The sequence below is a fragment of the Rhodococcus sp. ZPP genome, from assembly GCF_017656075.1.
In the GTDB taxonomy this organism is placed as follows: domain Bacteria; phylum Actinomycetota; class Actinomycetes; order Mycobacteriales; family Mycobacteriaceae; genus Rhodococcus_F; species Rhodococcus_F oxybenzonivorans.
In genome coordinates this window covers 2,055,881-2,078,067 of sequence record NZ_CP058638.1, presented here as the reverse complement: position 1 = coordinate 2,078,067, position 22,187 = coordinate 2,055,881, and the positions used below count along the sequence as shown (strand labels likewise).

Sequence of the window (22,187 nt, the reverse complement as noted above, 5' to 3'; positions counted from 1 at the left end):
GCTCATCCAGTAACCGCCATTGACTTGTCATCTCCCGACTCTAGCTGTTGACCTTGGTGTACGTCAGCGGTGCGGGGCTAGGGCAGCGATGATCTGACGAGAAGATGCCCCCCGGCGACGGCTTTCCTCCGCGCCGGGACGAAGCTACCGGGACGAAGCTATTCGGGATCCATGCCGGGGTACTTATAGAGCTGGCCAACGCCAGCGATCATGAACGCGAGACCGAAGATACCGACGATCGCAGTTACGGCCCAAATCGCACCATGCACGTTGAGGGCAAGCCACGACGATCCCCAGATCAGAAGAGCGGTGACGATTCCGATCAGGATGAGCCCGGACAGGGCTACCCCGTTCAGCGTCCGTGAGGATCGCTTGGCTTGCCGCTCAGCGAACAGTTTCACTTCGTTCTTGGTCAGCGTCTCAAGTGGCTCCCGGGCATCCTCTGGAACCGTCTCTAACAGGTCTGTGTAGCGCTTGATGCGGCGCACATGCGACTCATCACGACCATCGGAAAGGAACCGAGCCCCGATCGCGAGCAATGACGGCAAGGCGGAAGCAGCGAAGCCAATCCATCCATTCATGATTCTGCCAGGGCCCTTTCGATGAAGCGCGTCTAGTTGATGCGGTCAAGGGTGGTCGTGCCGTTGTGGGTGATGCACAGGAATGTAGTCCGGATGTTCGCGCCGAAGGTGTTCTCTGAGTCGACTGCGCCCTTGGTGATGTAGTCGCCGGCACCGTCCTTGTAGGTGGTTACGCCGGTGAAGTCTGCGGTAGCGGGCGCCTTCAACCGGTTGGTCACCAGCTTTTCACAGGTAATCTCCGCGGCAGACTTGGCCTGTAATTCGGCCGAGCGTGCATCGAACACGGCCTGCTCGGCGGCCTGTTGGTCGGTCTTTGCCCGTTCGGCCGCGGCGCGTTCCTCGGCGGAGGGGCCGGTGATTGCCGAGTATCCGATATAGACGCCCAGCGCCGCGACCAGGACGCCGGCGAGAATAGTGTATTGCTTCCACCCCCACGGCGGCCTTGGTGGCGGAGGAGGCGTCTGCGCGTTGGTCGTATGCGTCGTCCACTGCTGCCCATCGTGCCAGCGCGCAACCGCCCTTCGCTGGGGATCGGGATACCACCCGGCTGGCGTTGATGTCATGTGAGATGCATACCAGGCCGTTGAGACACTGTCCGCCAATGTCATTCACGTGACTGACACTGAGCGTTGACTCAACGTAATCGCGTGCGCTCACGCATAAGCCCTGCTCAAGACTTGTTTTTCGGTGTTGGATACGGTTCGAGGGTTGTGTCACCCAAATGGAAGGGATCGCCCGCGAATGCCACCGATGGAAGGACTATTCGATATCCCCGATTCGGGGGCGAAGTCGAAGCTGATGGACCTCAAGGAGGTAGCAGAAGCCCTCTGTCTGCGCCCGCAGACGATCATCCGGAAGCGGGTGGAAGACCCCATGCACCCCCTGTTCTCGAAGGCTGTAAAGCCTGGGGGCGCTCACAACTCCCCGTTGGCGTGGTTCCGGGACGACGTCGACGCCTACATCGAATCGTTGCGCGGGGATGTTGTATCGGCCGGTTCGGGTCGCCGACAAGATGTAGAAGGAATTCGGCGAGCGGTCGTTGATCTTCGGAGAGTCATCACTTCCCTTGAGAAGTCGTTGCGGTAGAGCCGAACCGATTGGGGCCCGCCAGTTCGGCGGGGCCCCAGCCATTCTCAGTCTGTCTCGGACCTGCGGATCGAGTGTCCGATGGACGGGTCATTTCTCCTGTTCGGACGGGGTGTGGTCACATCGTGGTCACACCCCGTCCGAACGCCCTTTGTGGGTTTATTGGCGGGGGCTACGGGGTGACGAAGTAACCCTTCTGGTTCGCCTGTCCCGCCTGCCGTTGCGTGTCCGTGAGCGCTGACGTGAAGGACACAACCTCGGAGACGATGCCCGTGAACGGGGCGATCGCGGTCACGCCGTTCGAGTAGACGATGCCTCCCATGCAGGTGCGGGCGATGGTCAGCGTGCCCGCACGGGTGTACGTCTGCTGGGTTCCGCTCAGTGCCCCATTCGCGTACAGGCTGATCTGCGTGCCCGTGTCGACCGTGGACACCTGATGCAGCGTCCCGTTCTGCGTGAGCGCGGTACCCACTACCTGCTTCATCGTGACATCGGTGTCATCGGTGATGTTCAGGACCGGAGCGCCAGCGCCGGACCACCACAGTGTGGTGTAGCGGGCGTTCTTCCCTGCCGCACTGCCGCCTTCCGAGTACGCGGCCATCGACGCGGCAGTCGAGGCGATCGTGTCGACACCCAGTACCGACGCCGCGCCTGCCGCGTACAGTCCGGCGAACGCACCCTGGAGTGTGTTCTGTGCGGAGCCGACGAACTTGATACCCGGCTTGCCGTTCTTGGTCACCACGACACCGGACTCCACCAGTACGGGCTGATTCGCCGCCGTAGCCTGCACCAGATTCCGGGCGTTACCCGACTGGTCGTAGAGCGTGTCGACGTATGCACTGTCGGAACCGGCGAACGCCAGCAGTGCGGTGGTGTCCAGATCGCCACCGGCAGTAAACCCAATGTCCTGGGTCGTGTTGTCCGAGGACCGACGAACCTTCAATGCCGAGCCACTGTAAGAGCTGGACAGCTTGCGGGTGCCGTACGCGGTGAAGGCAGATACGCCCACATCGGTCAGAAGCGCCACAGGCGGTGCCGTCGAGACGTTGGCGAGCGCGGTGCTCGGTGTCCCGGTGCCGGCCGCATTGATCGCCGACACCCGGTAGTCGTACGGTGCGGCAGCCGACAAGCCGGTAACCGTGTGACTGACGCCAGTGACGGTCGCGGCCGTGAGCCAGGTCGTTGTCCCGTTCGGCTTGTACTCCACCTTGTAGCTGGCAGCCCCAGACACTGCGGACCACGAGAGCGGCTGCGAGGACGGGGTTGCCGTGCCAGCGGTCAGCCCGGTCACCTGTGCGGGAAGCGCCACGAGGGTCACTGATCCCACTGGGCTGGGCGAAGAGGTGCCCTGCTCGTTGATCGACGACACCCGAACCTGAACCGTCGACACACCAGGCAGCCCGGTCAGGGTGGCCGTGTTGTCGATCGACTGAGCGCGGGTCAGAGTCGTCCACGCGCCAGCGCCGACCTTGTACTCGACCAGGTAATCAGTGACCCGGCCGGGAGTGCGAACCCACGAAATAGACGCTGCGGTCGGACTCGTCTGGGTGACCGTGACGGCACCCGGCGAAACGGGATCGGTGCCCAGCACGTTGCCCAGTGCGAGCAGGTAGGCATCGAAATACCGGCGACCGAGGATGCGTTGACCAGCTGCGTTGTAGTGAATCTTCTCGTTCTCGGCGTTGTAGTAGCCAGCCGGACCGTAGGCGAAAGCGGTCCGCGCCTTGCGCCGAGGGGTGTCGATGTGCGCGGCGTTGACGATCGGGTATCCCGACGCCGAACCCAGCGCAGCCACGTGTTCGGCCATACGGTCCGGTGTCATCTGCCCGAGGATGAACGGCAGGTCAGGCTTGCCGAACAGGGTCCGAATCGTGTCGATCAGCGTGTCGAAGTGTCCCGCGTAGGCATTGGCGACCGTGGTGTCCCCGGAGTCGTTCTCGCCTTGGTGCCACAGGACGCCCACCAGGCGGGCATTCGGACCAGCCGCGGCCAGCGCCGAGCTGATCTGCTGCACCGCGAGATTGAACAGGTTGACGCTGGTGGTCGTGTCCGCGGGGTCCCAGGTGAAGCCGCCGCTGGGGGCGAAGCCGGTAGAACCACGACCACACGGGACCAACAGGACTCGCCTGTTCGGTGGGACCGCGCCGAGGTAATTCTTCGCGAACGTCATCGCGAAGCCGACACCACCAAGGCCGCCCTGATGCATCAGCGGGTCGACACCCTTGACGATCTTCCCGAAGTAGGTGGAGCTCGAACTGTTCGCGTACTGGTCGATTCGCCCATCGGTGGTGTCGATGTACGTCACGTCCAGGCCGACGCCAGATCCGGTGTTCGACTGGCCCAGCACCGCCCACACGTCGTAGCCGACATCGTGCGGGTTCACCGCCAGGTCGACGGGGGCATAAATACTGTTAGCGGTCGTCCTGGTTTCCGAGTCCGGGTCCGCCAACTTCGCCGCGATTGCTTCGTCCTGGGCGGTGGACAACCCCTCAGCTGTGGCCGCCGAAGCCTCCGCAGCCTCAGCCCACTGACGGGCCTCATTCACCACCGGCGCAGGGGCCGGCGTGTAGGTCTCGATGAGGGGGAAAAGGCGTTCGTCATCGACACTGTCCGGAACGATGATGTCGAACTCGTCGGCCAGGGTGCCGTGTTGCAGTGAAGATTTGAGCTTCCCTTGCCAGTGCCCTGGGTCCAACACAACCGAGAATGTGCCATCTGCGGCCACAGGGACAGTGATGACTTTCTTCGTCACCATGGCGTTGGATGCGGCGTTGTCGCGCAGGTCGGGGGGCCAGAACTTCAGCGTGGCCTTGTCTCCGGCGCCCGTTCCGTCTGTGAACTTGTCTGCGATAGTGGTCATGTTGTGGTTCGTTCCTTCCGTGTGGCCCCCGCCAATCGGTGGGGGCCACACTGGGGTAGATCAGGATTCGTCGTCGGAGTCTTCGTCGGCCGCGACGTTCTGGCTCATCGCCATGTGAAGACCGATCGTGGATTCCATGGGGTTGCCCTGGCCGGTGTCGATGACGTCGACGAACCGCTCGAACGCCGGCACGACGTCGTCGATCGTGGCGGCCTCGGTGATCGCTGCTGCTCCTGCGGGCTCAGCCAGCTCCGCGAAGCGTGCAGCGACGGCACGCCCCACCGCAGAGGTATCAACCGTCCGGTCTTCGAGGGTGACCTTGCCGCCACTGTTATGGGCGTTCGCGTGGAACCCCGCCTCCATTCCGGCGACACCACTACTCTGGCCCGGACTGTTGGCCTGCAACCAAGCCGGTGCAAACCGTTCCGCACCGAGCACGGCATCGGCGTCAGCGTTTCGTAACGCTGCCTGGAGGGTCCGTCCCTTCTCCAGCTGGGGGAGGACGACGTTGCGCCACGCCTGCTCGGTACGCACAAGGTCGGTCGGTGAGTTCGGATCGAACTGCGGCCGCGCATTCGCTGCCTTCGCTTTCGTGTCCCTCGCGTATGCGGCAACTTCACTCTTGACCTCCGCGAACTTGGGCCCGAACACCTTGTCGTACTCCTTGCGCCAGTTCGCGACGTAGGCAGCGCGTTCGGTGGGTGTCATCATCGGATCACCCGCGGCGTCGGCGCGGCGCTGGGCCAAGAGCTGTTCCCGCTCCTGCTGGAGGCTCCGTGCCTTCTTCTGCAAATCCTTCAGCGTGCTCATTGTGCTCAGTTCTCCTCGTCGGTGGTAGCGGTGCGGTGCGCTTTGATGGCTGCGAGCCGGCGCGGGTCGTCGACCTCGATGGCAACGACGGTGGGCCCGTGCGGGTCATCGATGCCGGCGTTGGTGGGCGGCAGTATTTCTGCGGCCTCAGGGGTGATGGATGCGTCCTGGACCTTGGTGCCTAGCTGGATGGGGTTCGGCCATCCAGCGGGAAGTTCACCGTCTGTGTAGGGGAGTCCGTCGTTGTACAGCGCCATGGGTCTTCTCCTGCTCTAGTCGTTCCAGTTGGGGTTGTCGAGGTTCGGCCAGCCGAAGCCCTCGGGGGGCGTGGGCCAGCCCGAGCCGGTGGGCACCAGCGGGGGAAGGGGCCGCGGGTCGGCGCCGTCCTGCACCGGGATTGCCCGGACGATGGCCCCGTCTGACGAGCGAATCCGGTGTTGGATGCTGCCGTCGCGGCGTTCACCGTAGGGGTCGATCAGGAATCCTTGGGGGGTCAGGCGTGAACCGCCGCGCATGACGAAGTCACCGGTGGTCTCGTCGTAGTGGGTGTCGAGGGCGGGGTGGCCCTGTGTGGGGTTGTCGCTCATGGTGTCCTCCTCGGACGTTGTTGCGTGGGTTTGGGTTTGAACCTGCGGATTTGTTCTCCGATGGGCGGTGCATTCGCGCAGGTCGGGGGATATGTGGTCACGCCGTGGTCACGCGGTCTGGTCACGGTCACCGACCTCGGGTAGTTCGCTACCGTTCTCGGCCGCAGCCTCCGCTTCGTACTCAGCGGCGTACTTCTCCAGAGCCGTCTGCATCTGCATCAGCATCGACTTGGAGTGGTCAACCGAGGATGTGGACGTGAACTCGGCCATCACGGCGTGCGACTTCGCCAACCGTTCGATGGCCTTCGCGAAGTCGGCCGTGGCCTTCGCATCCGGCAAATCCTGAGACATCCGCTCGGGCCCTGCCGGTGTGTTCACGATTACCTCGTGCTCACTCCACATCCGCTCCCGAAGCGCCAGGGCATCCGCGAGTGCCGCCTCAGACAGCCGCATCCGGTTGAACGCCAAGCGCTCACGCACGACGTCCGCGGCCGCCGGCACCCCAGTCCAGAGCAGACCCTCTTTCTTGGCCCACCGGCTCACCGTCGACGGATTGACGCCCAGCTCGCGGGCAATCGAGTTCAGTGACTTACCTAGTATGTGACCCTCACGGATCTTCGCTGCGTCCTCGTCACTCAGCTTGGGTGCGACCATGTTGGGCCTCCATACGGTCTCGCGTGCGCGCACGCGGGGAACATTGCGCCACCGCGCCTCTTCATTGCGTCTTTGTCTTTCGGTGTTCTGGGAGTCGTTGTGCGACGTTGGCGAGGATTTCGGGGTGTTCTCCGGGGAGTTCGTGTGCGTTGGCGATTTCGCGGGTGAGCATGGCGGCGAGGTGGGCTTGGGCGAAGATCATGGGCCGAAGTTGCTCGGGATCGAGTTCGCTGACGGCCTGGACGAGTGCGGTTTCGTCGGCGTCGTTGATGCCGGCTGCGATGGCTGCGAGGCCAATTGCTGCGGGGAAGGTGTCTTTCATGCTGTTCCTCCGGTGAGGTGGTTGCGTCGGGCGAGGTGGGGTTTGCATTGGATGCAGGGGATGGGGTGGCCGTCGAGGTCTTGTCCGAGCCATCCGCTTCGGCATCTGGGGTCGTGGGGGAGGCGGGTATGCGTGCTCGTTTCGGGCTTTTCGCCGTAGCGGTCGGGCATGGGTGCCTCGTTTCTGGTGTCTGTGTGCGTCTCTGAGCGGTTTTCGGGGTGTTCCTGGTGTGGTTGGGTGGTCATGAGGTTTGCCGCCGTCCTGGTCGGCGTCGGGAACTCCGCATTTTGGTTATCTCGGCGGCGACGGGGTAGAAGGTTCTCGTCGATTCCTCGGCGAACATGGACTCGGCGACGGCCATCTCATCGGCGCTCATCGGGCCCACCGCATTTCGGAGCAGCTGCATTGGCGTCGGCGTCTCATCGACCACCGGCTGCCGCGGCCGCATCTCGACAACCTCAGCGTCGATGACTGAGGGCTTGGCCGTTCTTCCCCCGGTGTTCTTCGGGAAGAGTGCTTCGAAGGGGAAGGGGGTGTACTCGCCGCTTTCGCCCGCGCCCGCGTTACTTACGTAAGGGGAGTGCTCTCCTGGTGAAAGTTGATCTGGTGAAGATGAACTGGTGGGTGGACATCCAGGTGTCCGGTAATAAGTGTCTGGATGTCCACTAATAACGCTGTCGTGTCCACTATTTAGGTCCGTATTGGTGGACATCTGGGTGTCCACCTTTTCGGTTGGAATAGTGGACATCTGGGTGTCCGCTATTTCCTCGCCGACAGAGAAGGCAGGGAACGTCAACCGGTACACATCCGCTCGCCTGTTACCGCGGCCCCGAGGCGCGGGCTCATCGAGAAAGATGAACCCGCGCTCGACACCGTTCTCCAGAGCGCGACGAACGGTGCGCTCGGACACGTGCTTATCGTTCGGAGTCGCAAGAGCCTCGGCGATCCTCTTGATACCCGGGCGTCCATTGGTGCCGTCAGGGTTGGTGTACGACTCCAGTTCGAGGAGGACACGCCGCGTGGCATCAGAGAGGTCCGGGTCGCGGACCACCAACTTCCGCCACACGAAGCGCATCGAATCAGTCATCGGCGTTAGCCCTCCCTGCGATTGAGGGCCCGCACGCCGCTGCACTTGACCTTCTTCGACACGATGATGGTCGTCGCCCATCCGAGTTCATTCCCGAGAACGACAGGCACCCAGCCGGACTCGGCATTCGCTTCGCAGTAGAAGGCGTCTTCGGCAGCCGCAGCCAAGTAGCCGGCCTGGCGAGTGGTGAGGTCGTGGCGGGGGAACACGTAGATGATCCCGTCGAGGCTGACCAGTTGCCCAACGTTTGTTTCCGCCCGCCCGCCGCTGATGCGGGTGGTAACAACCCCGTGTGGATCCTCAGTGCGGATGCCGAGGGTGTCAGCCAGATCCCCAGCTATGGGCGTGGTCGCCGCCTCGGGGAACAGCTTCCGGGAGACGGCGGTGTTGCGTGAGATGATCTGTCGTGCAAAGATATCCATATTCAGTTCTCCTCGTGCAGGGGCGAATTGGTGGATGCCCTCGGCGCATAGGTGTTCCAGCACCTTGCCGGGGGTGTTCTCTGTTATGGAGTTGTGGTTTTGATTCACGCGGCCAACTTCCTCTCTTAACTCTCGATGCCAAGTAGGCTGAGTAGATCCGCTGTGATGCACCGGTAGCTCGCGCCGAGCTTGAGTACCTTCACCGGAAACTGACCGCTTCTGGCGAGCGTGTAGGCATGGCTCCGGCTGATTCCCAGTGCTTGGCCAGCGGTCGGCCAGAGCGGGACCGTGGGGCCCGCGCTGAGAAGCTCATCGGTAATCCCCTTCGTGCTCGTTATGGGCATTTCGTCGCCTCCATTGATTTGTCGTCCAGTGACGAATAGCTACTTCTTCTACTCGCCGTGCGACAACCGTAGCACTGATTCTTTACAGAGCGCCAGAGTTCGACGTAGTCTCATCGCGTGGCGACAAATGATGAGTCTGACCGGTGGGCCGAACAAATCGTCAAACGAGTCGGAGCGACTGCAAAGGCGCTGCGGGGTAAGCGATCTGCCAAATGGTTGTCCGAGCGGACCGCTGAGCTTGGGTTCCCGCTCTCACCTCAGGTCATCGCCCGACTCGACTCGGGAAAGCGCGCCGGCCACCTGGAAGTGTCTGAGTTAATCGTCCTCGCGGCCGCGCTAGACGTATCTCCAGTCGAACTGCTGTTGCCTGAACTGCCAGACGCACCCGTCGAGCTGTGGCCCGGGTTAGAGACCGATTCGACGAAGGCCCTGCTCTGGATGTCCGGGGAACTTGCGTTCGTTCCGATCGATCATCCTGAGCATGCCTCCAAGTGGGGAAGTCTCAACATCGGTGTGGATAGCAACCGTCTCGTTTCGTTGGCTCGCCGGCGGCACCAGCTGGAGGAGGATGTACGCACCTATGAAGCGCACGTTGTCGTAACCCGCCATAGGGAGAAGATCGACCCCTTGCTCCCGCCTCGATCTCCAGCGGAAATCGAGCAGAGCGAAGCGGCGGCCAAGATCCTGCTCGAATCGGCGCTGCGGGAACTGGACGCGGTGAATGCTCAGATCAAGCGAATCCAGGAAGGCGCACGATGAAGGGTTCTGTATCGAAGCGGTGCAAGTGCCCGGTGGAGTACGACGCGAAGGGCAGGCGGAAGGCGTGCAAGAAAGCGCACGGCTCCTGGGTGTTCGTCGCAGACATGGGGATCGACCCGGCGACGGGGAAGCGCCGGCAGGTCCGCAAGTCGGGATTCCGGTCCAGCGATGAGGCGCAGGCCGCGCTGTCGACGTTCCTCCACAATGTCGGCACCGGGCAGATCGCGCATGACGACAGGCTGACCGTCGCCGACTATCTGAAGGGCTGGATCGAGGCCAAGCGAGACGCCGGTATCCGACCGACCACCCTCCGGTCATACGAACAGCACGTCAACACGTACCTGATCCCGCACCTCGGACGGATCCGCCTGGGTGACCTCCGCGCCACTCACGTCGAGAAATTCCTCCGCGACATCGCAAAGCCACCAACGGCGCCGAAGGCAGGCGAGAAGATCGCGAAGGGTGCGCGCCGTAACCCCAAGACGTTGAAGCCGGCCACAGTGCGGCGCATCCATGCCACCCTGCGCTCGGCGCTCACATCCGCACGCCGGAAGCACCTTGTGGCGTTCAACGCCGCCGAGAACCTGGAGTTGCCGCGGGCTGCGCGTCCGAAGGTGAAGCCGTGGGAGGCTGCCGAGCTTGGCCAGTTCCTCGACCACGCCACCACAGACCGACTCGGCACCCTGTTCGAGGTCATGGCCATGACCGGGCTGCGTCGGGGGGAAGCCTGTGGGCTTCGATGGGACGACGTCGACTTGAAGGCGAACACCATCATCGTGCGGCAGCAGCTCGTCGAGATTGACGGCACCGGTGTCGTCTGTGAGTACTGCAAAGGCGAGCACCGTCAGTTCCAGTTCGGCAAGCCCAAGACGGCGAGCGGTGAAGACCGCGTTGTCGGCATCGACCAGCACACCGCGGGCGTTCTCCTCGCACACCGCTTCGCCCAGGACTCCGAACGCAATGAGTGGGGGAGCGCGTACTCCGACCACGGGCTGGTGTTTGCGCGGGAGAACGGCACCCCGTACCCGCCGCAGCACGTCACGGATCAGTTCAACAAGCTGACGAAGGCCGCGGGCGTCCGTGGAATCCGCCTGCACGATCTGCGGCACGGCCAGGCGTCACTGTTGCTGGCGGCCGGCGTCGACCTGACGATCGTGTCCAAGCGGCTCGGGCACTCATCGATCGCCATCACCGCGGACACCTACAGCCACCTTTTGGCGGGCGTGGACTCCAAAGCGGCGGAGGCTGCGGCCGGTCTCGTTCCTCGCGTCACCAGAGAGCAGAAAGGCGGGCGTGACCACTCGGTGACCACTCCCGCCAATCCGAACCTCTTTATCGCACTCCCTGACCAGGAAGTTCCTGGTGAGGATGGTGCCCCCAGTAGGGCTCGAACCTACGACCTGCGGATTAAAAGTCCGTAGCTCTACCAACTGAGCTATAGGGGCGCGGAGCCAGAGTCTAGTGCGCGGACGGCCGGGGTGAGAACTGGACCCCCCGACACGCCGTCACCTGTCTCGAACCGACGGGTGGGCTCGGGTGCGCACCCCCTGCAGCGCACCCGAGCCGACCCAAATTATACCACTCGGTGTGTTTTTGGCAGAGGTCTGTTTACTGCCCCATAAAAATCCTGGGGTCGGCTCAGGCGGTACTTTTCATGGCGGACAGACTGTTGTGTCGGTTTTTTCGAAACGGGCATACTGTTATGTGAGACTTCGCGTCCTGGACGTCGGAGCCCGGAACAGCCGGAGAGGGATCTACCGCCATGGCACGTCAACAGGAGCGTGCGCGACGTACTCGCGCTGCACTGGTGGAGTCGGCCGCGATCGAATTCGCCAAGCGCGGTTACGCCGCTGCGTCGGTGAACACGATTCTCGAGGGCTCGAACGCCACCAAGGGGGCGATGTACTTCCACTTCCAATCCAAGGAAGAACTCGCCCGAGCTGTTCTGCAGGCTGGGGTCGAGCAGTTCACCGCCCTGACGGAACGCTGGACGCGTCGCAACGACCTGGACCCCTTCGAGGCGCTGCACTGCCTCGTCGTCGATCTGGCCGAGCTGTTCCGCACCAATGTGATCGTGCAGGCCGAATTCCGGCTCATCATCGAGCCCGAGTTCTACGCGGACGTGCAATCCGGTGGTTCGCAGGTGTGGGGCGCCACCGCTCGCCAGTTCGCCCTGCGCGCGCAGAAAGAAGGGCTGCTGCGGGAGGGTGTCGACACGGAGAAGTTCACCCGGGTGCTGGCGGCCTCGTTGGCCGGTCAGAGGTACATGGCGGATCTGACGGAACTGAGGGGCGACCTGGCCGACCTCTTCGAGGAATCGCTCGAGGTGGTCCTTGCTGCGATGGCATCCGAGCAATGGCACGAGAAGTTTGCCAGGCAGGGATGGCCCGAATGTCGGTCAGAACTGCCCGAATCATAGTTTGACCTGGCGATTTGGGATTTTCTCGATCCGTGTCCTAAGCTATCCAAGCTCCCAACGGAACGCCGTTGAGGTACTGGTTCGGAGAAATCCGACGGGCCCCCTTCGTCTAGCGGCCTAGGACGCCGCCCTTTCAAGGCGGTAGCGCGGGTTCGAATCCCGTAGGGGGTACGTTTGACCGGTGTCGAGCATGCGGTATGGTTCGGCAGCAGTAAAAGTAGGACAGCAGTAAAAGTGACATGCAGTATCGCTTCACTTGTGAAGCGCAGCAGGACAAGCAAGGCCCTGTGGCGCAGTTGGTTAGCGCGCCGCCCTGTCACGGCGGAGGTCGCGGGTTCGAGTCCCGTCAGGGTCGCAGATGCGTATCCGATACCCGGTATCGGATACGCAATGCGATAGGCATTCGGTTCGGGTGCCGTCCGGCCAGGTAGCTCAGTTGGTACGAGCGTCCGCCTGAAAAGCGGAAGGTCGCCGGTTCGATCCCGGCCCTGGCCACCAAGCACACTCCGTTGTCGGATCATCGACAGCGGAGTTTTTTCATTCCGGCGCCGCACGACGACGCTACTTTCGACGATCTTCGGTAGGACCGGTGGCTCTGTACGCCGCGGCGAGGAAGTGTTCCGTGCTGTCCGGGTTGCCGGGCAACCGCCACCGGGGAGGCCCTGGCGACTCGCTAGGCTGACCCCATGAGCACTGCTGAAGAGCCGTTGACCGCGGGCCGCGACGGGCTGTTGTCGTTGCTGCGTCACGGACAACTCCCCTCACGGGCAGCGAAGGCACCGCAACGGGAGCGTTATCAGCGCATCGTCGCGGCGGCCATGGAACTCGCGTCCGAGGGTGGCTACGACGCCGTGCAGATGCGGGCGATCGCAGATCGGGCCGGGGTCGCCCTCGGCACGGTATATCGGTATTTTCCCTCGAAGAATCACATGCTCGTCATGGGACTCCTCATGGTGTTCGAGGGAATGCGCGCCCGCTTCGAGGACGTCGTGATTCCCGGCGACACGCCGTCCGAACGGATTCTGTTCGTTCTCCGCAAGAACACGGAAGTGCTGGAGAAGGACCGACCGCGGTACGAGGCGCTGGTTCGGGCGTTCATGTTCGCCGACGCGTCGGCATCGGCTGAACTCGATGCCTTCGGCGCGCTGATGACGGAGATGTTCGCCAAAACCATCGGTGTCGAGAAGATCTCGGACGACCAGTTGAACGCGATACGCGTGATCGGTGACGTCTGGATGTCGAGCCTGGTGTCGTGGGTGGCCGGCCGCATCTCGGTGGACGAGGTCATGTCGCACCTCACTCTTGCTGTCCGCCTCGTGTTCCGGCGACTGGGCGGCTGAAGGTCGGACTACTCCCGACAACGACTGTCGCTGACGGATGTGCACGTCGGCGACCCCCTGCAGGCACCGCTGCACACGCGCGAAGCTCGGGCATTGAACCGGTAGTCATGAGCGGCGCTGCCGCCGTACTGTTCGGGGACCTCCAAGCCTAGGTGGCCGTTGGCGTCGGCCTCGAGCCAGATCTCGCGTCGATGTAGCGCTGCTCGATGAACTTCTCCTCGTTGGGCACCAGATGACAGTTGACGAACTCGCGTACCAAATCCCGGAACGACCTGCTCGGCCCGGGCGACCGGCGATGTAGACCGCCTCGCAGCGTCCGCGCTCGCAGCGCGACTTCGAATGCACAGGAGCCTTGGCGGTGATGGCTGACTGTACGAGACCGCCGTCCCTTCCGTCGTAGCCATTCACCGCTGCGGTAGAGAACGACAACTAGTGCGTCAAAATTGTGAGCATTGCACTTGAACTTGACGCCAGATTCGACTATACAAAAAGCGACGCGAGTCACAATGCACGGCGAAGGAGAGGGAGCCTCGTGAAGGTTGCACGGAAGGTCGCCATCGTGACCGGCGGTGGAAACGGGATCGGCGGAGCGATCGCCGAACGTCTCGCCGAACAGGGTGCGCGGGTACTCGTGGCCGATCTCGACCCGAAAGCAGCCACCGCGGTTGCGGACCGCATCAATGAACGGCACTCCGGATCGGCTCTCGCGGAAGGTGCGGATATAGCAGATTCCGAGCAGATTCGGCGCGTCATCGAGCGGGCAGAGACCGAATTGGGTCCGGTCGACCTCTACTTCGCCAACGCCGGCATCGGGGGAGCGCCGGGCCTCGACGCCGACGACGCCAGCTGGGATCGAGCCTTCGACGTCAACGTCCGCGCCCACATCCGCGCCGCCCAGCAGTTGGTGCCCGGATGGGTCGAGCGCGGCGAGGGCTACTTCGTTACGACGGCGTCTGCGGCGGGCTTGCTTACCCAGATCGGCTCCGCCACCTACTCGGTCACCAAGCATGCGGCTGTCGCGTTCGCCGAATGGCTGTCGGTGACGTACGGAGACCGAGGAGTCCGGGTGAGCTGCCTGTGCCCGATGGGAGTGGAGACGAAGTTGATGCGCTCGGGTGAGGACTCGGGGGATCCGCTCGGCATTGCGGCCACCCGGGCCGTGATCTCTGCGGGGGACGTGCTGCAGCCGGCGGAGGTCGCCGACATTGTGCTGGACGCCGTCGACCGCGAAACGTTCCTGATTTTGCCCCACGAGAGCGTCCTCACCATGTACCGGCAGAAGAGTTCCGACTACGACCGCTGGCTGCGCGGGATGCGCCGCTACCAGAGCTCGCTGCTGGAACACGCATGACGGGTGCGCAACAGGATTTCCTGCTCGCCGAGCGCCGCGGACCTGTGCTGGTTCTGACGTTCAACCGGCCGTCGAAACTCAACGCCTGGACGAACGAACTCGAGGACCGCTATTTCGACCTGCTCGACGCCGCCGAAGACGACCCGCACGTGCGTGCTGTCGTCGTGACGGGTGCCGGCCGCGGGTTCTGTGCCGGTGCCGACCTGACGGACCTGCAGGCGGTGGGTGATGTCACCGAGCTGCTGGATCGTCGGCCGCGTGACGTGCCGCTGCAGCTCCGCAAGCCGCTCATCGGTGCGGTCAACGGCGTCGCGGCAGGGCTCGGCATGGTCGAGGCGCTCTATTGCGATGTCCGGTTCGCTTCACCGGCTGCGCGTTTCACCACCGCCTTCGCTCAGCGTGGGCTGATCGCCGAATACGGCATCTCGTGGATGCTGCCACGGTTGGTCGGACGAAGCCGCGCCGCGGATCTGCTGCTGTCGAGTCGGATGGTCGACGCAGAGGAAGCGTTGCGTATCGGGCTGATCGATCACCTGATCGTCGACGGAAACGTGCTCGCCGCGGCGGTGGCGTACGCCCAGCAGCTGGCCACGCAGTGCTCACCGACCTCGATGGCCGTGATCAAACAACAACTACAGACCGATGCGGACGGCACCTACGCCGACTCCGTGTCCCGCGCGGAAGGTCTGATGTTCGACGCCTTCCGAGGTGAAGACCTCGTCGAGGGCGTGCAGAGCCACCTCGACAAGCGCACACCCACCTTTCCCTCCCTACCTACGAGGAGTTCCCGTGTCCCTGTTCGACATCTCTGACCGCGCGAAGAAGTACCAGGCCGATCTGCTGGAGTTCATGGACTCCCACGTGTATCCCGCGGAGGCGGTGTACGAAGAGCAGATGCGCGAATCGGGTGATCCGCACTTCCAGCCACCGATCCTCGAAGAGCTGAAGGTTGAAGCCCGTAGCCGCGGGTTGTGGAACCTCTTCCACCCGCACCCCGACTCCGGACCCGGGTTGACGAATCTCGAGTACGCGCCGTTGGCGGAGATCATGGGCCGCAGCCACATCGCCTCGGAGGCGTGCAACTGCAACGCCCCGGACACCGGGAACATGGAAGTGCTCGAGCTCTTCGGTACCGAGGAGCACAAGGAGAAGTATCTGAAGCCGCTTCTCGACGGGACGATGGCGTCCGCGTTCGCGATGACGGAGCCGGCGGTGGCGAGTTCCGATGCTACCAATGTCGAGCTGTCGATGGTCCGCGACGGCGACGAGTATGTGCTCAACGGTCGGAAGTGGTTCGCGTCCAATGCGTTGCATCGCAACTGCAAGGTAATGATCGTGATGGGGAAGACCGATCCGTCGGCGGCGCCGCATCGTCAGCAGTCGATGATGGTGGTCCCGATCGATGCCCCCGGTGTCACGGTGATGCGGGGTCTGCCGGTGTTCGGATATCAGGACCGCGAGGGGCACGCGGAAATCGACTTTGCCGACGTGCGGGTTCCGGCCAAGGATGTGCTGAAAGGTGAGGGCGAGGGTTTCGCGATCTCTCAGGCCCGGCTGGGTCCGGGCCGCATTCACCACTGCATGCGGGCGATCGGGATGGCCGAGCGGGCGCTCGAGCTGATGTGCCGGCGGGCGTCGTCGCGGGTGACGTTCAGGAAACCGGTCAGCGAGAACGCCAATATCCAGGACTGGATCGCCGAGGCCCGGATCGAGATCGAGATGATTCGGTTGCTCACGCTGAAGGCGGCATATCTGATGGACACCGTCGGGAACAAGGAGGCGCGCATGGAAATCGCGGCGATCAAGGTGGCGGCCCCGAATATTGCGTTGAAGATCGTAGATCGGGCTATCCAGGTGCACGGCGGCGCCGGGGTGACCGACGACTTCCCGCTTGCCATGGCCTGGGCGCACTTGCGCACGCTGCGCCTGGCGGACGGTCCCGACGAGGTTCACAAGCGGTCCATCGCCAAGCAGGAACTGCGCCGGTACCGGAATGTTGCGCCCTCGACCAACGGCCACAAGGTTACGGTGAGCTGAGATGGCCGGACTGAACCTCACCGGGCGCGCCGCGATCGTCACCGGCGCGTCCCGGGGCATCGGCCTCGCGGTGGCTGAGGCCATCGCGGCCGCCGGCGGCAACGTCGTGCTCACCTCCCGTTCGCAGGAATCGGCCGACGCCGCCGCAGCACAGGTCGGAGGAACCGCGATCGGCGTCGCTGCCCATGCGGTCGACGAGGACGCGGCCCGGCGGTGTATCGATGTGACGCTCGAGCGGTTCGGCCGTCTGGACATCCTGGTCAACAACGCGGGCACCAACCCCGCGTTCGGGCCGGTGATCGATCAGGACCATGCCCGCTTCGCCAAGACCTTCGACGTGAATCTGTGGGCTCCGGTGCTGTGGACGGGGCTGGCCACGAAGGCATGGATGGGTGAGCACGGCGGCGCCGTCGTCAACACCGCCTCCGTCGGCGGGATGGCGTTCGAGGCGAACATCGGCGTGTACAACGCGTCGAAGGCGGCGCTCATTCACCTCACGAAGCAACTGGCTCTGGAACTTTCACCGAAGGTGCGGGTCAATGCCGTCGCTCCCGGTGTGGTGCGGACCAAGCTCGCCGAAGCGTTGTGGAAGGAACACGAGCAGACGGTGTCCGCGTCCACAGCCCTCGGACGCATCGGTGAACCCGAAGACGTCGCCTCGGCGGTCGCGTTCCTCGTCTCCGACGCCGCCAGCTGGATCACCGGCGAAACACTGGTCATCGACGGCGGGCAGGTGCTCGGTGACGTTCTTCCCTTCCGGCAGGGGGTCCAGCTCGGTGTCTAGCGTGGGTATCGTCGGAATCGACACCGTCGCCGTGGCCCGATGGTTGCACACCATCGGCGTCGATTACACGGGCACACTGACTTTCGACCGGATCGGTCTCGGTCAGTCGAACCTCACCTACCTCGTTCGCGACAGCGTCGGTGGGCGGTGGGTGCTGCGGCGCCCACCGCTGGGGCACCTTCTCGCGTCGGCACACGACGTGGCCCGTGAGGCCCGAATACTCTCCGCACTGCAGGACACCGCGGTGCCGACCCCGCGGGTGTTCGGCTTCACCGAAGACCCGGCGGTCACCGACGTGCCGCTGCTGCTGATGGAGTTCGTCGAGGGGCAGGTGGTCGACCGGATGTCGGTGGCGCAGGCGCTGACACCCGAGCGACGGCGGGCGATCGGCCTGTCCCTACCCCGCACGCTCGCAAAGATTCATGCGGTCGACCTCGAGCAGACCGGGTTGATCGATCTGGCCAGCCACAAGCCGTATGCGCAGCGTCAACTCAAACGGTGGGCGGGGCAGTGGGAGCAGTCGAAGACCCGCGAGTTGCCCGCCCTCGACGATCTGACGCGTCGGCTCGTCGAGTCGGTGCCCGAACAACACGAGCTGACATTGGTACACGGGGATTTTCATCTCCGCAACGTCATCACGTCCACTGACACCGGCGAAGTCACCGCGGCACTTGACTGGGAATTGTGCACCCTGGGCGATCCACTCGCCGATCTCGGCAGTCTGCTCGCCTACTGGCCGGAGCCCGGCGAGACGTTCGGTGGTGAATTCCCGGCTTCGACCCTCGACGGCTTTCCCGACCGAGCCGAGATCGCCCAGGTGTATTTCGACGAGACGGGGCGCGACCCGGAGGCGCTCGGATTCTGGCATGTTCTGGGTCTATGGAAGGTCGCGGTCATCGCCGAGGGTGTCATGCGCCGGGCGCGAGATGAACCGCAGAACAAAGCAGCAGCAGGGACGCCGACGGTGGAGCGTATCGACGCGCTCGTGGAAAAGGCGTGCGACATCGCCTCCCGAGCCGAAATCTGACTCGGGTTCTGGGCTGGCGAGTGATGACTACCAAGACCACACCGTTGGTCAGCGGCGTTCTCGGACACGCGCGGTTTCACCTGTAGCAGAACATATTTCCGCTTCACCTCAACAGGTTTGAGGCAACACTCGGATGCTAGCCGTCGAGGTTGAGCGGGAGACCGCCGAATGGAGTCGGTCCACTGTTCAACACGGACAGACTCCATTCGTCAATCGATTAATTCCCCCGAACGACATCGAGGCCGCGGATACGAGTGGGAATTCCACGTCGAGAACGCGCCGGCGGAGACCTGGAGTGGCTGGCGCGCGCTCTGGCCTGGCTGGCGCGGCGCCAGCTCGACCAGTGCCAGACATGTACGAGGGCGTGTTCGACCGGACAGGAGACGCGGCCCCAAACAATCGCCGTATCTCGTTGATTGTCAGAGGTATTAGATCTCGGGTACCGGCTGGAACTCCCCTCTTTGAGCGCCGCGGCGCAGGATCGTCAGGAAGGCGGCCGCGGCCATCGACAGGGTGATGTGCCGGTACCAGGCCGGGCACCCGCGCACCTGGTAGTGGTCGGTCGAGTCCGTCTCGTTCTTGGTGGTTTGAAAGCACTCCTCGATCGCCCAGCGACTTCCGGCCACCCGGCCAAGCTCGACGGGTTCGGTGTCGGCGGGCAACTCGAGGCAACAACAACCTGCTGATCATCGGCGGCGCACTGGTCGGCTCCTCCGTTGCCTACCTGTCCTACATCATGTGCAAGGGGGATGAACCGCTCCTTCATTTCGGTTATCACCGGCGGGTTCGACATTGCGGCTGGACCGGTCGACGACACCGACTACTGCGAGCACCGCGAGATCCAGGCGGACGCCACCGCCGGGCTGCTCTCCGGCGCAGGTCTCACCAGCTTCGGTGACAGCCGTTCTCGAATCCTGCAGTCCAGCAGCACGTGTCAAGAAGGCTCGTCGAGGGGTTGCCGGTCGGCACACCCGACCATTCGAAGGGTAAGTTCGACGTAGCGATCCGCGATAATGCGTGGGTCGGAGTAGGCACGGGAGGGGAACCACCTGCTGACATCGACACCGAGGGACGTGATTGCCAGCGCGGCGGCCTCGATGTCGAATGGGTGAAAGTCGCCTGCCGTTGCGCCGGCTTCGATGATCCGCTTGAACACCTTCGTGGTGGACCGGCGGATGTCCGCAATGATTGCAAAGTGCACAGGCGAGAGCGAACGTAGTTCGTACTGCGCGACCCGGGCGCTCGCGCGGTTGTCGGCGTGCCAGATCACGTAGGCCGTCACGGTCGACGTCAGCCGGTCGGGCGCCGCGACGTCGGGACTATCAGCGGCGGTGATGGCCGCCAGTACCGAATGGTGGCCCTCGAGGCTGATGGCGTAGAGAAGGGATTCCTTGGTTTTGTAGTGCGGGTATACGGCTCCTGGGCTCATGTCGAGGCTGGCGGCGATCTCCCGGGTAGTGGCGGCGCCGTACCCCTTGGCGGCGAACACCTCGATGGCCGCGGCGCGTATCCGCGCAGCGGCTTTCGAGGTCCCCAGTTCGCTGACCGCTCCGGTTAGTGGTGCGTCCGTCACACTGTTGCCTCTCGGTTGGCAGGGGTTGACAGGTCTCCTGCGACACCTCAGTATATGCAGACGCATAGTAAATATGCGGTTGCATATTTTTGGCTGCATAGCTTTCCCATCACCGTCGCCAGACGACCCGCACCCAGGAGTTCCGCATGCCCGAGGCTGTCATCGTTTCCATCGCCCGTTCTCCGATCGGTCGTGCCATGAAGGGGTCGCTCAAGGGCATGCGCCCGGACGACCTGGCCGCGCAGATGGTGCAGGCGGCCATGGAGAAGGTGCCCGCCCTCGATCCCACCGACATCAACGACCTGATCCTGGGTTGCGGGCTGCCCGGCGGCGAGCAGGGCTTCAACATGGGCCGCAACGTCGCCGTGCAGTTGGGCTACGACTTCATTCCCGGCACCACCATCACCCGCTACTGTTCCTCGTCGCTGCAGACCACCCGCATGGCGCTGCACGCGATCAAGGCCGGCGAGGGTGATGTGTTCATTTCCGCCGGTGTCGAGACGGTGTCCCGGTTCACCGCGGGCAGCTCCGACTCGCTGCCCGACACCCAGAACCCGCTCTACGCCGACGCCCAGGCCCGCACCGAGAAGCTCGCCCAGGGCGGCCAGCAGTGGGTCGACCCCCGCGAGGAAGGGCTCGTCCCCGACACCTACATCGCGATGGGCCAGACCGCGGAGAACGTCGCCCAGATCACCGGCATCACCCGCGAGGAGCAGGACCGGTGGGCGGTGCGCTCGCAGAACCGGGCGGAGGCGGCCATAGGCAGCGGTTTCTTCGAGCGGGAGATCACCCCGGTGACGCTGCCCGACGGCACCGTCGTGTCGAAGGACGACGGCCCCCGCGCCGGCACCACCTACGAGGCCGTGTCGCAGCTCAAGCCGGTGTTCCGGCCGGACGGCACCGTGACCGCCGGCAACGCGTGCCCGCTCAACGACGGCGCCGCCGCCCTGGTGATCATGTCCGACACCAAGGCCAAGGAGCTGGGGTTGACCCCGCTGGCGCGGATCGTGTCGACCGGGGTGTCCGGGCTCTCGCCGGAGATCATGGGGCTGGGCCCGATCGAGGCCACCAAGCGGGCCCTGGCCATCGCCGGGATGGGTATCTCCGACATCGACCTGTTCGAGATCAACGAGGCGTTCGCGGTGCAGGTCCTCGGGTCGGCGCGGGAACTCGGCATCGACGAGGACAAACTCAACGTCTCCGGCGGCGCCATCGCCCTCGGTCACCCGTTCGGCATGACCGGTGCCCGGATCACCGCGACCCTGCTGAACAACCTGCAGTCCAGCGACAAGCAGTTCGGTGTCGAAACCATGTGCGTCGGTGGTGGCCAGGGCATGGCCATGGTCCTCGAACGCCTCAGCTGAGAAGAAGGACAGGAAACCTCAATGGGCAACATCACGTACGACTTCACCGGCAAATCGGTCATCGTCACCGGCGCCGCCCGCGGCATCGGCCAGGCCCTGGCCCGCCACTTCGCCGAGGCCAAGGCGACAGTGTTCATGGTGGACTTCGACAAGGACGAACTCGACAAGGCCGCGCGCGAAATCGGAGCCATCGGCATCCCCGCCGACGTCAGCGACACCGGTGACGTCGAGAACGTTGTCTCTACCGTGATCGCCGAGACCGGGCGGGTGGACATTCTGATCAACAATGCCGGGATCCTGCGCGACAAGGTGCTGTGGAAGCTGACCGACGAGGACTGGGACCAGGTCCTCGATGTCCACGCGGGCGGCACGTTTCGGTTCACCCGCGCCTGTGTTCCGCATTTCCGGAGCCAGGAATTCGGGCGGGTCGTCAACATCACCTCCTACACCGGGCTGCACGGCAACCGCGGGCAGGCCAACTACGCCACCGCCAAGGCCGGGATCATCGGGTTCACCAAGACCGCCGCGAAAGAGCTCGCTGCTTTCGGGGTCACAGTAAATGCGATCTCCCCGAATGCTGCGACCCGGATGACCGCCTCCATTCCGAAGGAGAAGATCGCCGAGGTCACCGGTCCGATCTCGCGGTTCGCTGATCCCGCCGAGATGGCCGACGCCATCTGCTTCCTCGCGTCGGAGGAAGCCGGCTACGTCACCGGCGTCGTCCTTCCGGTCGACGGCGGCATCTCCATCTGAGCGAGCCCACCTTGAACGGAACTGATT

The 22,187-nt window shown here is 63.9% G+C and carries 22 protein-coding genes, 4 tRNA genes and 5 pseudogenes; 17 read left to right on the top strand and 14 right to left on the bottom strand.

What is annotated here, in order from left to right; all coding sequences use genetic code 11:
• Positions 1–158 precede the first annotated feature (158 nt).
• Both HYG77_RS09875 and HYG77_RS09870 read right to left on the bottom strand, forming a co-directional pair.
• Complete coding sequence (locus HYG77_RS09875; protein ID WP_208962549.1) at positions 159–581, bottom strand: hypothetical protein; 423 nt, start codon at positions 579–581, stop codon at positions 159–161.
• Between the two features lie 32 nt (positions 582–613).
• Complete coding sequence (locus HYG77_RS09870; RefSeq protein ID WP_208962548.1) at positions 614–1,144, bottom strand: DUF2510 domain-containing protein; 531 nt, start codon at positions 1,142–1,144, stop codon at positions 614–616.
• 178 nt (positions 1,145–1,322) lie between these two features.
• On the opposite strand from HYG77_RS09870, the gene HYG77_RS09865 reads away from it, so the two are divergent.
• The gene (locus HYG77_RS09865; protein ID WP_208962547.1) at positions 1,323–1,667 is read left to right on the top strand and encodes a hypothetical protein; all 345 of its coding nucleotides are present in this window, start codon (positions 1,323–1,325) and stop codon (positions 1,665–1,667) included.
• Between the two features lie 172 nt (positions 1,668–1,839).
• Here the strand turns inward: HYG77_RS09865 and HYG77_RS09860 are convergent, their stop codons facing one another.
• From HYG77_RS09860 to HYG77_RS09825, 8 genes are all read right to left on the bottom strand, one after another.
• Positions 1,840–4,527, bottom strand: a complete 2,688-nt coding sequence (locus tag HYG77_RS09860; protein ID WP_208962546.1) for a sialate O-acetylesterase — start codon at positions 4,525–4,527, stop codon at positions 1,840–1,842.
• A gap of 60 nt (positions 4,528–4,587) precedes the next feature.
• Positions 4,588–5,337, bottom strand: a complete 750-nt coding sequence (locus HYG77_RS09855) for a hypothetical protein (RefSeq protein WP_208962545.1) — start codon at positions 5,335–5,337, stop codon at positions 4,588–4,590.
• Between the two features lie 5 nt (positions 5,338–5,342).
• The gene (locus HYG77_RS09850; RefSeq protein WP_208962544.1) at positions 5,343–5,594 is read right to left on the bottom strand and encodes a hypothetical protein; all 252 of its coding nucleotides are present in this window, start codon (positions 5,592–5,594) and stop codon (positions 5,343–5,345) included.
• A gap of 15 nt (positions 5,595–5,609) precedes the next feature.
• Positions 5,610–5,924, bottom strand: a complete 315-nt coding sequence (locus HYG77_RS09845; protein ID WP_208962543.1) for a hypothetical protein — start codon at positions 5,922–5,924, stop codon at positions 5,610–5,612.
• Between the two features lie 108 nt (positions 5,925–6,032).
• Positions 6,033–6,578 (bottom strand): helix-turn-helix domain-containing protein, encoded by a 546-nt coding sequence (locus tag HYG77_RS09840; RefSeq protein ID WP_208962542.1) that lies wholly within the window; start codon positions 6,576–6,578, stop codon positions 6,033–6,035.
• Between the two features lie 61 nt (positions 6,579–6,639).
• Complete coding sequence (locus HYG77_RS09835) at positions 6,640–6,900, bottom strand: hypothetical protein (protein WP_208962541.1); 261 nt, start codon at positions 6,898–6,900, stop codon at positions 6,640–6,642.
• Positions 6,901–7,141: 241 nt separating this feature from the next.
• Positions 7,142–7,987, bottom strand: a complete 846-nt coding sequence (locus tag HYG77_RS09830; RefSeq protein ID WP_208962540.1) for a hypothetical protein — start codon at positions 7,985–7,987, stop codon at positions 7,142–7,144.
• 5 nt (positions 7,988–7,992) lie between these two features.
• Positions 7,993–8,517, bottom strand: a complete 525-nt coding sequence (locus HYG77_RS09825; RefSeq protein ID WP_208962539.1) for a hypothetical protein — start codon at positions 8,515–8,517, stop codon at positions 7,993–7,995.
• A 353-nt stretch (positions 8,518–8,870) separates the two neighbouring features.
• Between HYG77_RS09825 and HYG77_RS09820 the strand changes: the two genes are divergently transcribed.
• Both HYG77_RS09820 and HYG77_RS09815 read left to right on the top strand, forming a co-directional pair.
• Positions 8,871–9,512 carry a DNA-binding protein gene (locus tag HYG77_RS09820; RefSeq protein WP_208962538.1) on the top strand — a complete coding sequence of 214 codons (642 nt, stop codon included), beginning with the start codon at positions 8,871–8,873 and terminating at the stop codon, positions 9,510–9,512.
• A pseudogene (locus HYG77_RS09815) lies at positions 9,509–10,669 on the top strand (site-specific integrase); the annotation flags it as partial. The gene HYG77_RS09820 and the pseudogene HYG77_RS09815, both read left to right, overlap by 4 nt.
• 212 nt (positions 10,670–10,881) lie before the next feature.
• On the opposite strand, the gene HYG77_RS09810 reads toward HYG77_RS09815, so the two are convergent.
• Positions 10,882–10,957 (bottom strand) — tRNA-Lys (locus tag HYG77_RS09810).
• A gap of 317 nt (positions 10,958–11,274) precedes the next feature.
• Here HYG77_RS09810 and HYG77_RS09805 point away from each other — a divergent pair.
• The 5 genes from HYG77_RS09805 (at position 11,275) to HYG77_RS09785 (ending at position 13,271) form a co-directional block, all read left to right on the top strand.
• Complete coding sequence (locus HYG77_RS09805; RefSeq protein ID WP_208962537.1) at positions 11,275–11,931, top strand: TetR/AcrR family transcriptional regulator; 657 nt, start codon at positions 11,275–11,277, stop codon at positions 11,929–11,931.
• Between the two features lie 98 nt (positions 11,932–12,029).
• Positions 12,030–12,102: transfer RNA gene (locus HYG77_RS09800), tRNA-Glu, on the top strand.
• Between the two features lie 110 nt (positions 12,103–12,212).
• A tRNA-Asp gene (locus tag HYG77_RS09795) sits at positions 12,213–12,286 on the top strand.
• Positions 12,287–12,352: 66 nt separating this feature from the next.
• A tRNA-Phe gene (locus HYG77_RS09790) sits at positions 12,353–12,429 on the top strand.
• A 188-nt stretch (positions 12,430–12,617) separates the two neighbouring features.
• On the top strand, positions 12,618–13,271 hold the full coding sequence (locus HYG77_RS09785; RefSeq protein WP_159919768.1) for a TetR family transcriptional regulator: 654 nt from the start codon (positions 12,618–12,620) through the stop codon (positions 13,269–13,271).
• Positions 13,272–13,360: 89 nt separating this feature from the next.
• Here HYG77_RS09785 and HYG77_RS40940 read toward each other — a convergent pair.
• Positions 13,361–13,584 (bottom strand): annotated as a pseudogene (locus HYG77_RS40940) (acyl-CoA dehydrogenase family protein); the annotation flags it as partial.
• Between the two features lie 219 nt (positions 13,585–13,803).
• Between HYG77_RS40940 and HYG77_RS09780 the strand changes: the two are divergent.
• From HYG77_RS09780 to HYG77_RS39530, 6 genes and pseudogenes are all read left to right on the top strand, one after another.
• The gene (locus tag HYG77_RS09780; protein WP_208962536.1) at positions 13,804–14,622 is read left to right on the top strand and encodes an SDR family oxidoreductase; all 819 of its coding nucleotides are present in this window, start codon (positions 13,804–13,806) and stop codon (positions 14,620–14,622) included.
• The gene (locus HYG77_RS09775) at positions 14,619–15,434 is read left to right on the top strand and encodes an enoyl-CoA hydratase-related protein (RefSeq protein WP_208962535.1); all 816 of its coding nucleotides are present in this window, start codon (positions 14,619–14,621) and stop codon (positions 15,432–15,434) included. The genes HYG77_RS09780 and HYG77_RS09775 overlap by 4 nt, the downstream gene beginning before the upstream one ends.
• Complete coding sequence (locus HYG77_RS09770) at positions 15,412–16,659, top strand: acyl-CoA dehydrogenase family protein (protein WP_208962534.1); 1,248 nt, start codon at positions 15,412–15,414, stop codon at positions 16,657–16,659. The genes HYG77_RS09775 and HYG77_RS09770 overlap by 23 nt, the downstream gene beginning before the upstream one ends.
• Before the next feature lies 1 nt (position 16,660).
• The gene (locus tag HYG77_RS09765; RefSeq protein ID WP_208962533.1) at positions 16,661–17,443 is read left to right on the top strand and encodes an SDR family oxidoreductase; all 783 of its coding nucleotides are present in this window, start codon (positions 16,661–16,663) and stop codon (positions 17,441–17,443) included.
• Positions 17,436–18,470: a phosphotransferase family protein gene (locus tag HYG77_RS09760; protein WP_109327281.1), complete on the top strand. Its 1,035-nt coding sequence runs from the start codon at positions 17,436–17,438 to the stop codon at positions 18,468–18,470. The genes HYG77_RS09765 and HYG77_RS09760 overlap by 8 nt, the downstream gene beginning before the upstream one ends.
• Positions 18,471–18,472: 2 nt before the next feature.
• A pseudogene (locus tag HYG77_RS39530) lies at positions 18,473–18,605 on the top strand (IS3 family transposase); the annotation flags it as partial.
• Positions 18,606–18,898: 293 nt separating this feature from the next.
• Here HYG77_RS39530 and HYG77_RS09755 read toward each other — a convergent pair.
• Positions 18,899–19,129: pseudogene (locus HYG77_RS09755) on the bottom strand (IS701 family transposase); the annotation flags it as partial.
• 14 nt (positions 19,130–19,143) lie between these two features.
• On the opposite strand from HYG77_RS09755, the pseudogene HYG77_RS09750 reads away from it, so the two are divergent.
• Positions 19,144–19,348: pseudogene (locus HYG77_RS09750) on the top strand (NAD(P)(+) transhydrogenase (Re/Si-specific) subunit beta); the annotation flags it as partial.
• Positions 19,349–19,404: 56 nt separating this feature from the next.
• On the opposite strand, the gene HYG77_RS09745 reads toward HYG77_RS09750, so the two are convergent.
• Positions 19,405–20,043 (bottom strand): TetR/AcrR family transcriptional regulator, encoded by a 639-nt coding sequence (locus HYG77_RS09745; protein ID WP_208962532.1) that lies wholly within the window; start codon positions 20,041–20,043, stop codon positions 19,405–19,407.
• 146 nt (positions 20,044–20,189) lie between these two features.
• On the opposite strand from HYG77_RS09745, the gene HYG77_RS09740 reads away from it, so the two are divergent.
• Both HYG77_RS09740 and HYG77_RS09735 read left to right on the top strand, forming a co-directional pair.
• Positions 20,190–21,407: an acetyl-CoA C-acetyltransferase gene (locus HYG77_RS09740; RefSeq protein WP_208962531.1), complete on the top strand. Its 1,218-nt coding sequence runs from the start codon at positions 20,190–20,192 to the stop codon at positions 21,405–21,407.
• A 21-nt stretch (positions 21,408–21,428) separates the two neighbouring features.
• Positions 21,429–22,160: an SDR family NAD(P)-dependent oxidoreductase gene (locus HYG77_RS09735; RefSeq protein WP_109327287.1), complete on the top strand. Its 732-nt coding sequence runs from the start codon at positions 21,429–21,431 to the stop codon at positions 22,158–22,160.
• Positions 22,161–22,187 lie beyond the last annotated feature (27 nt).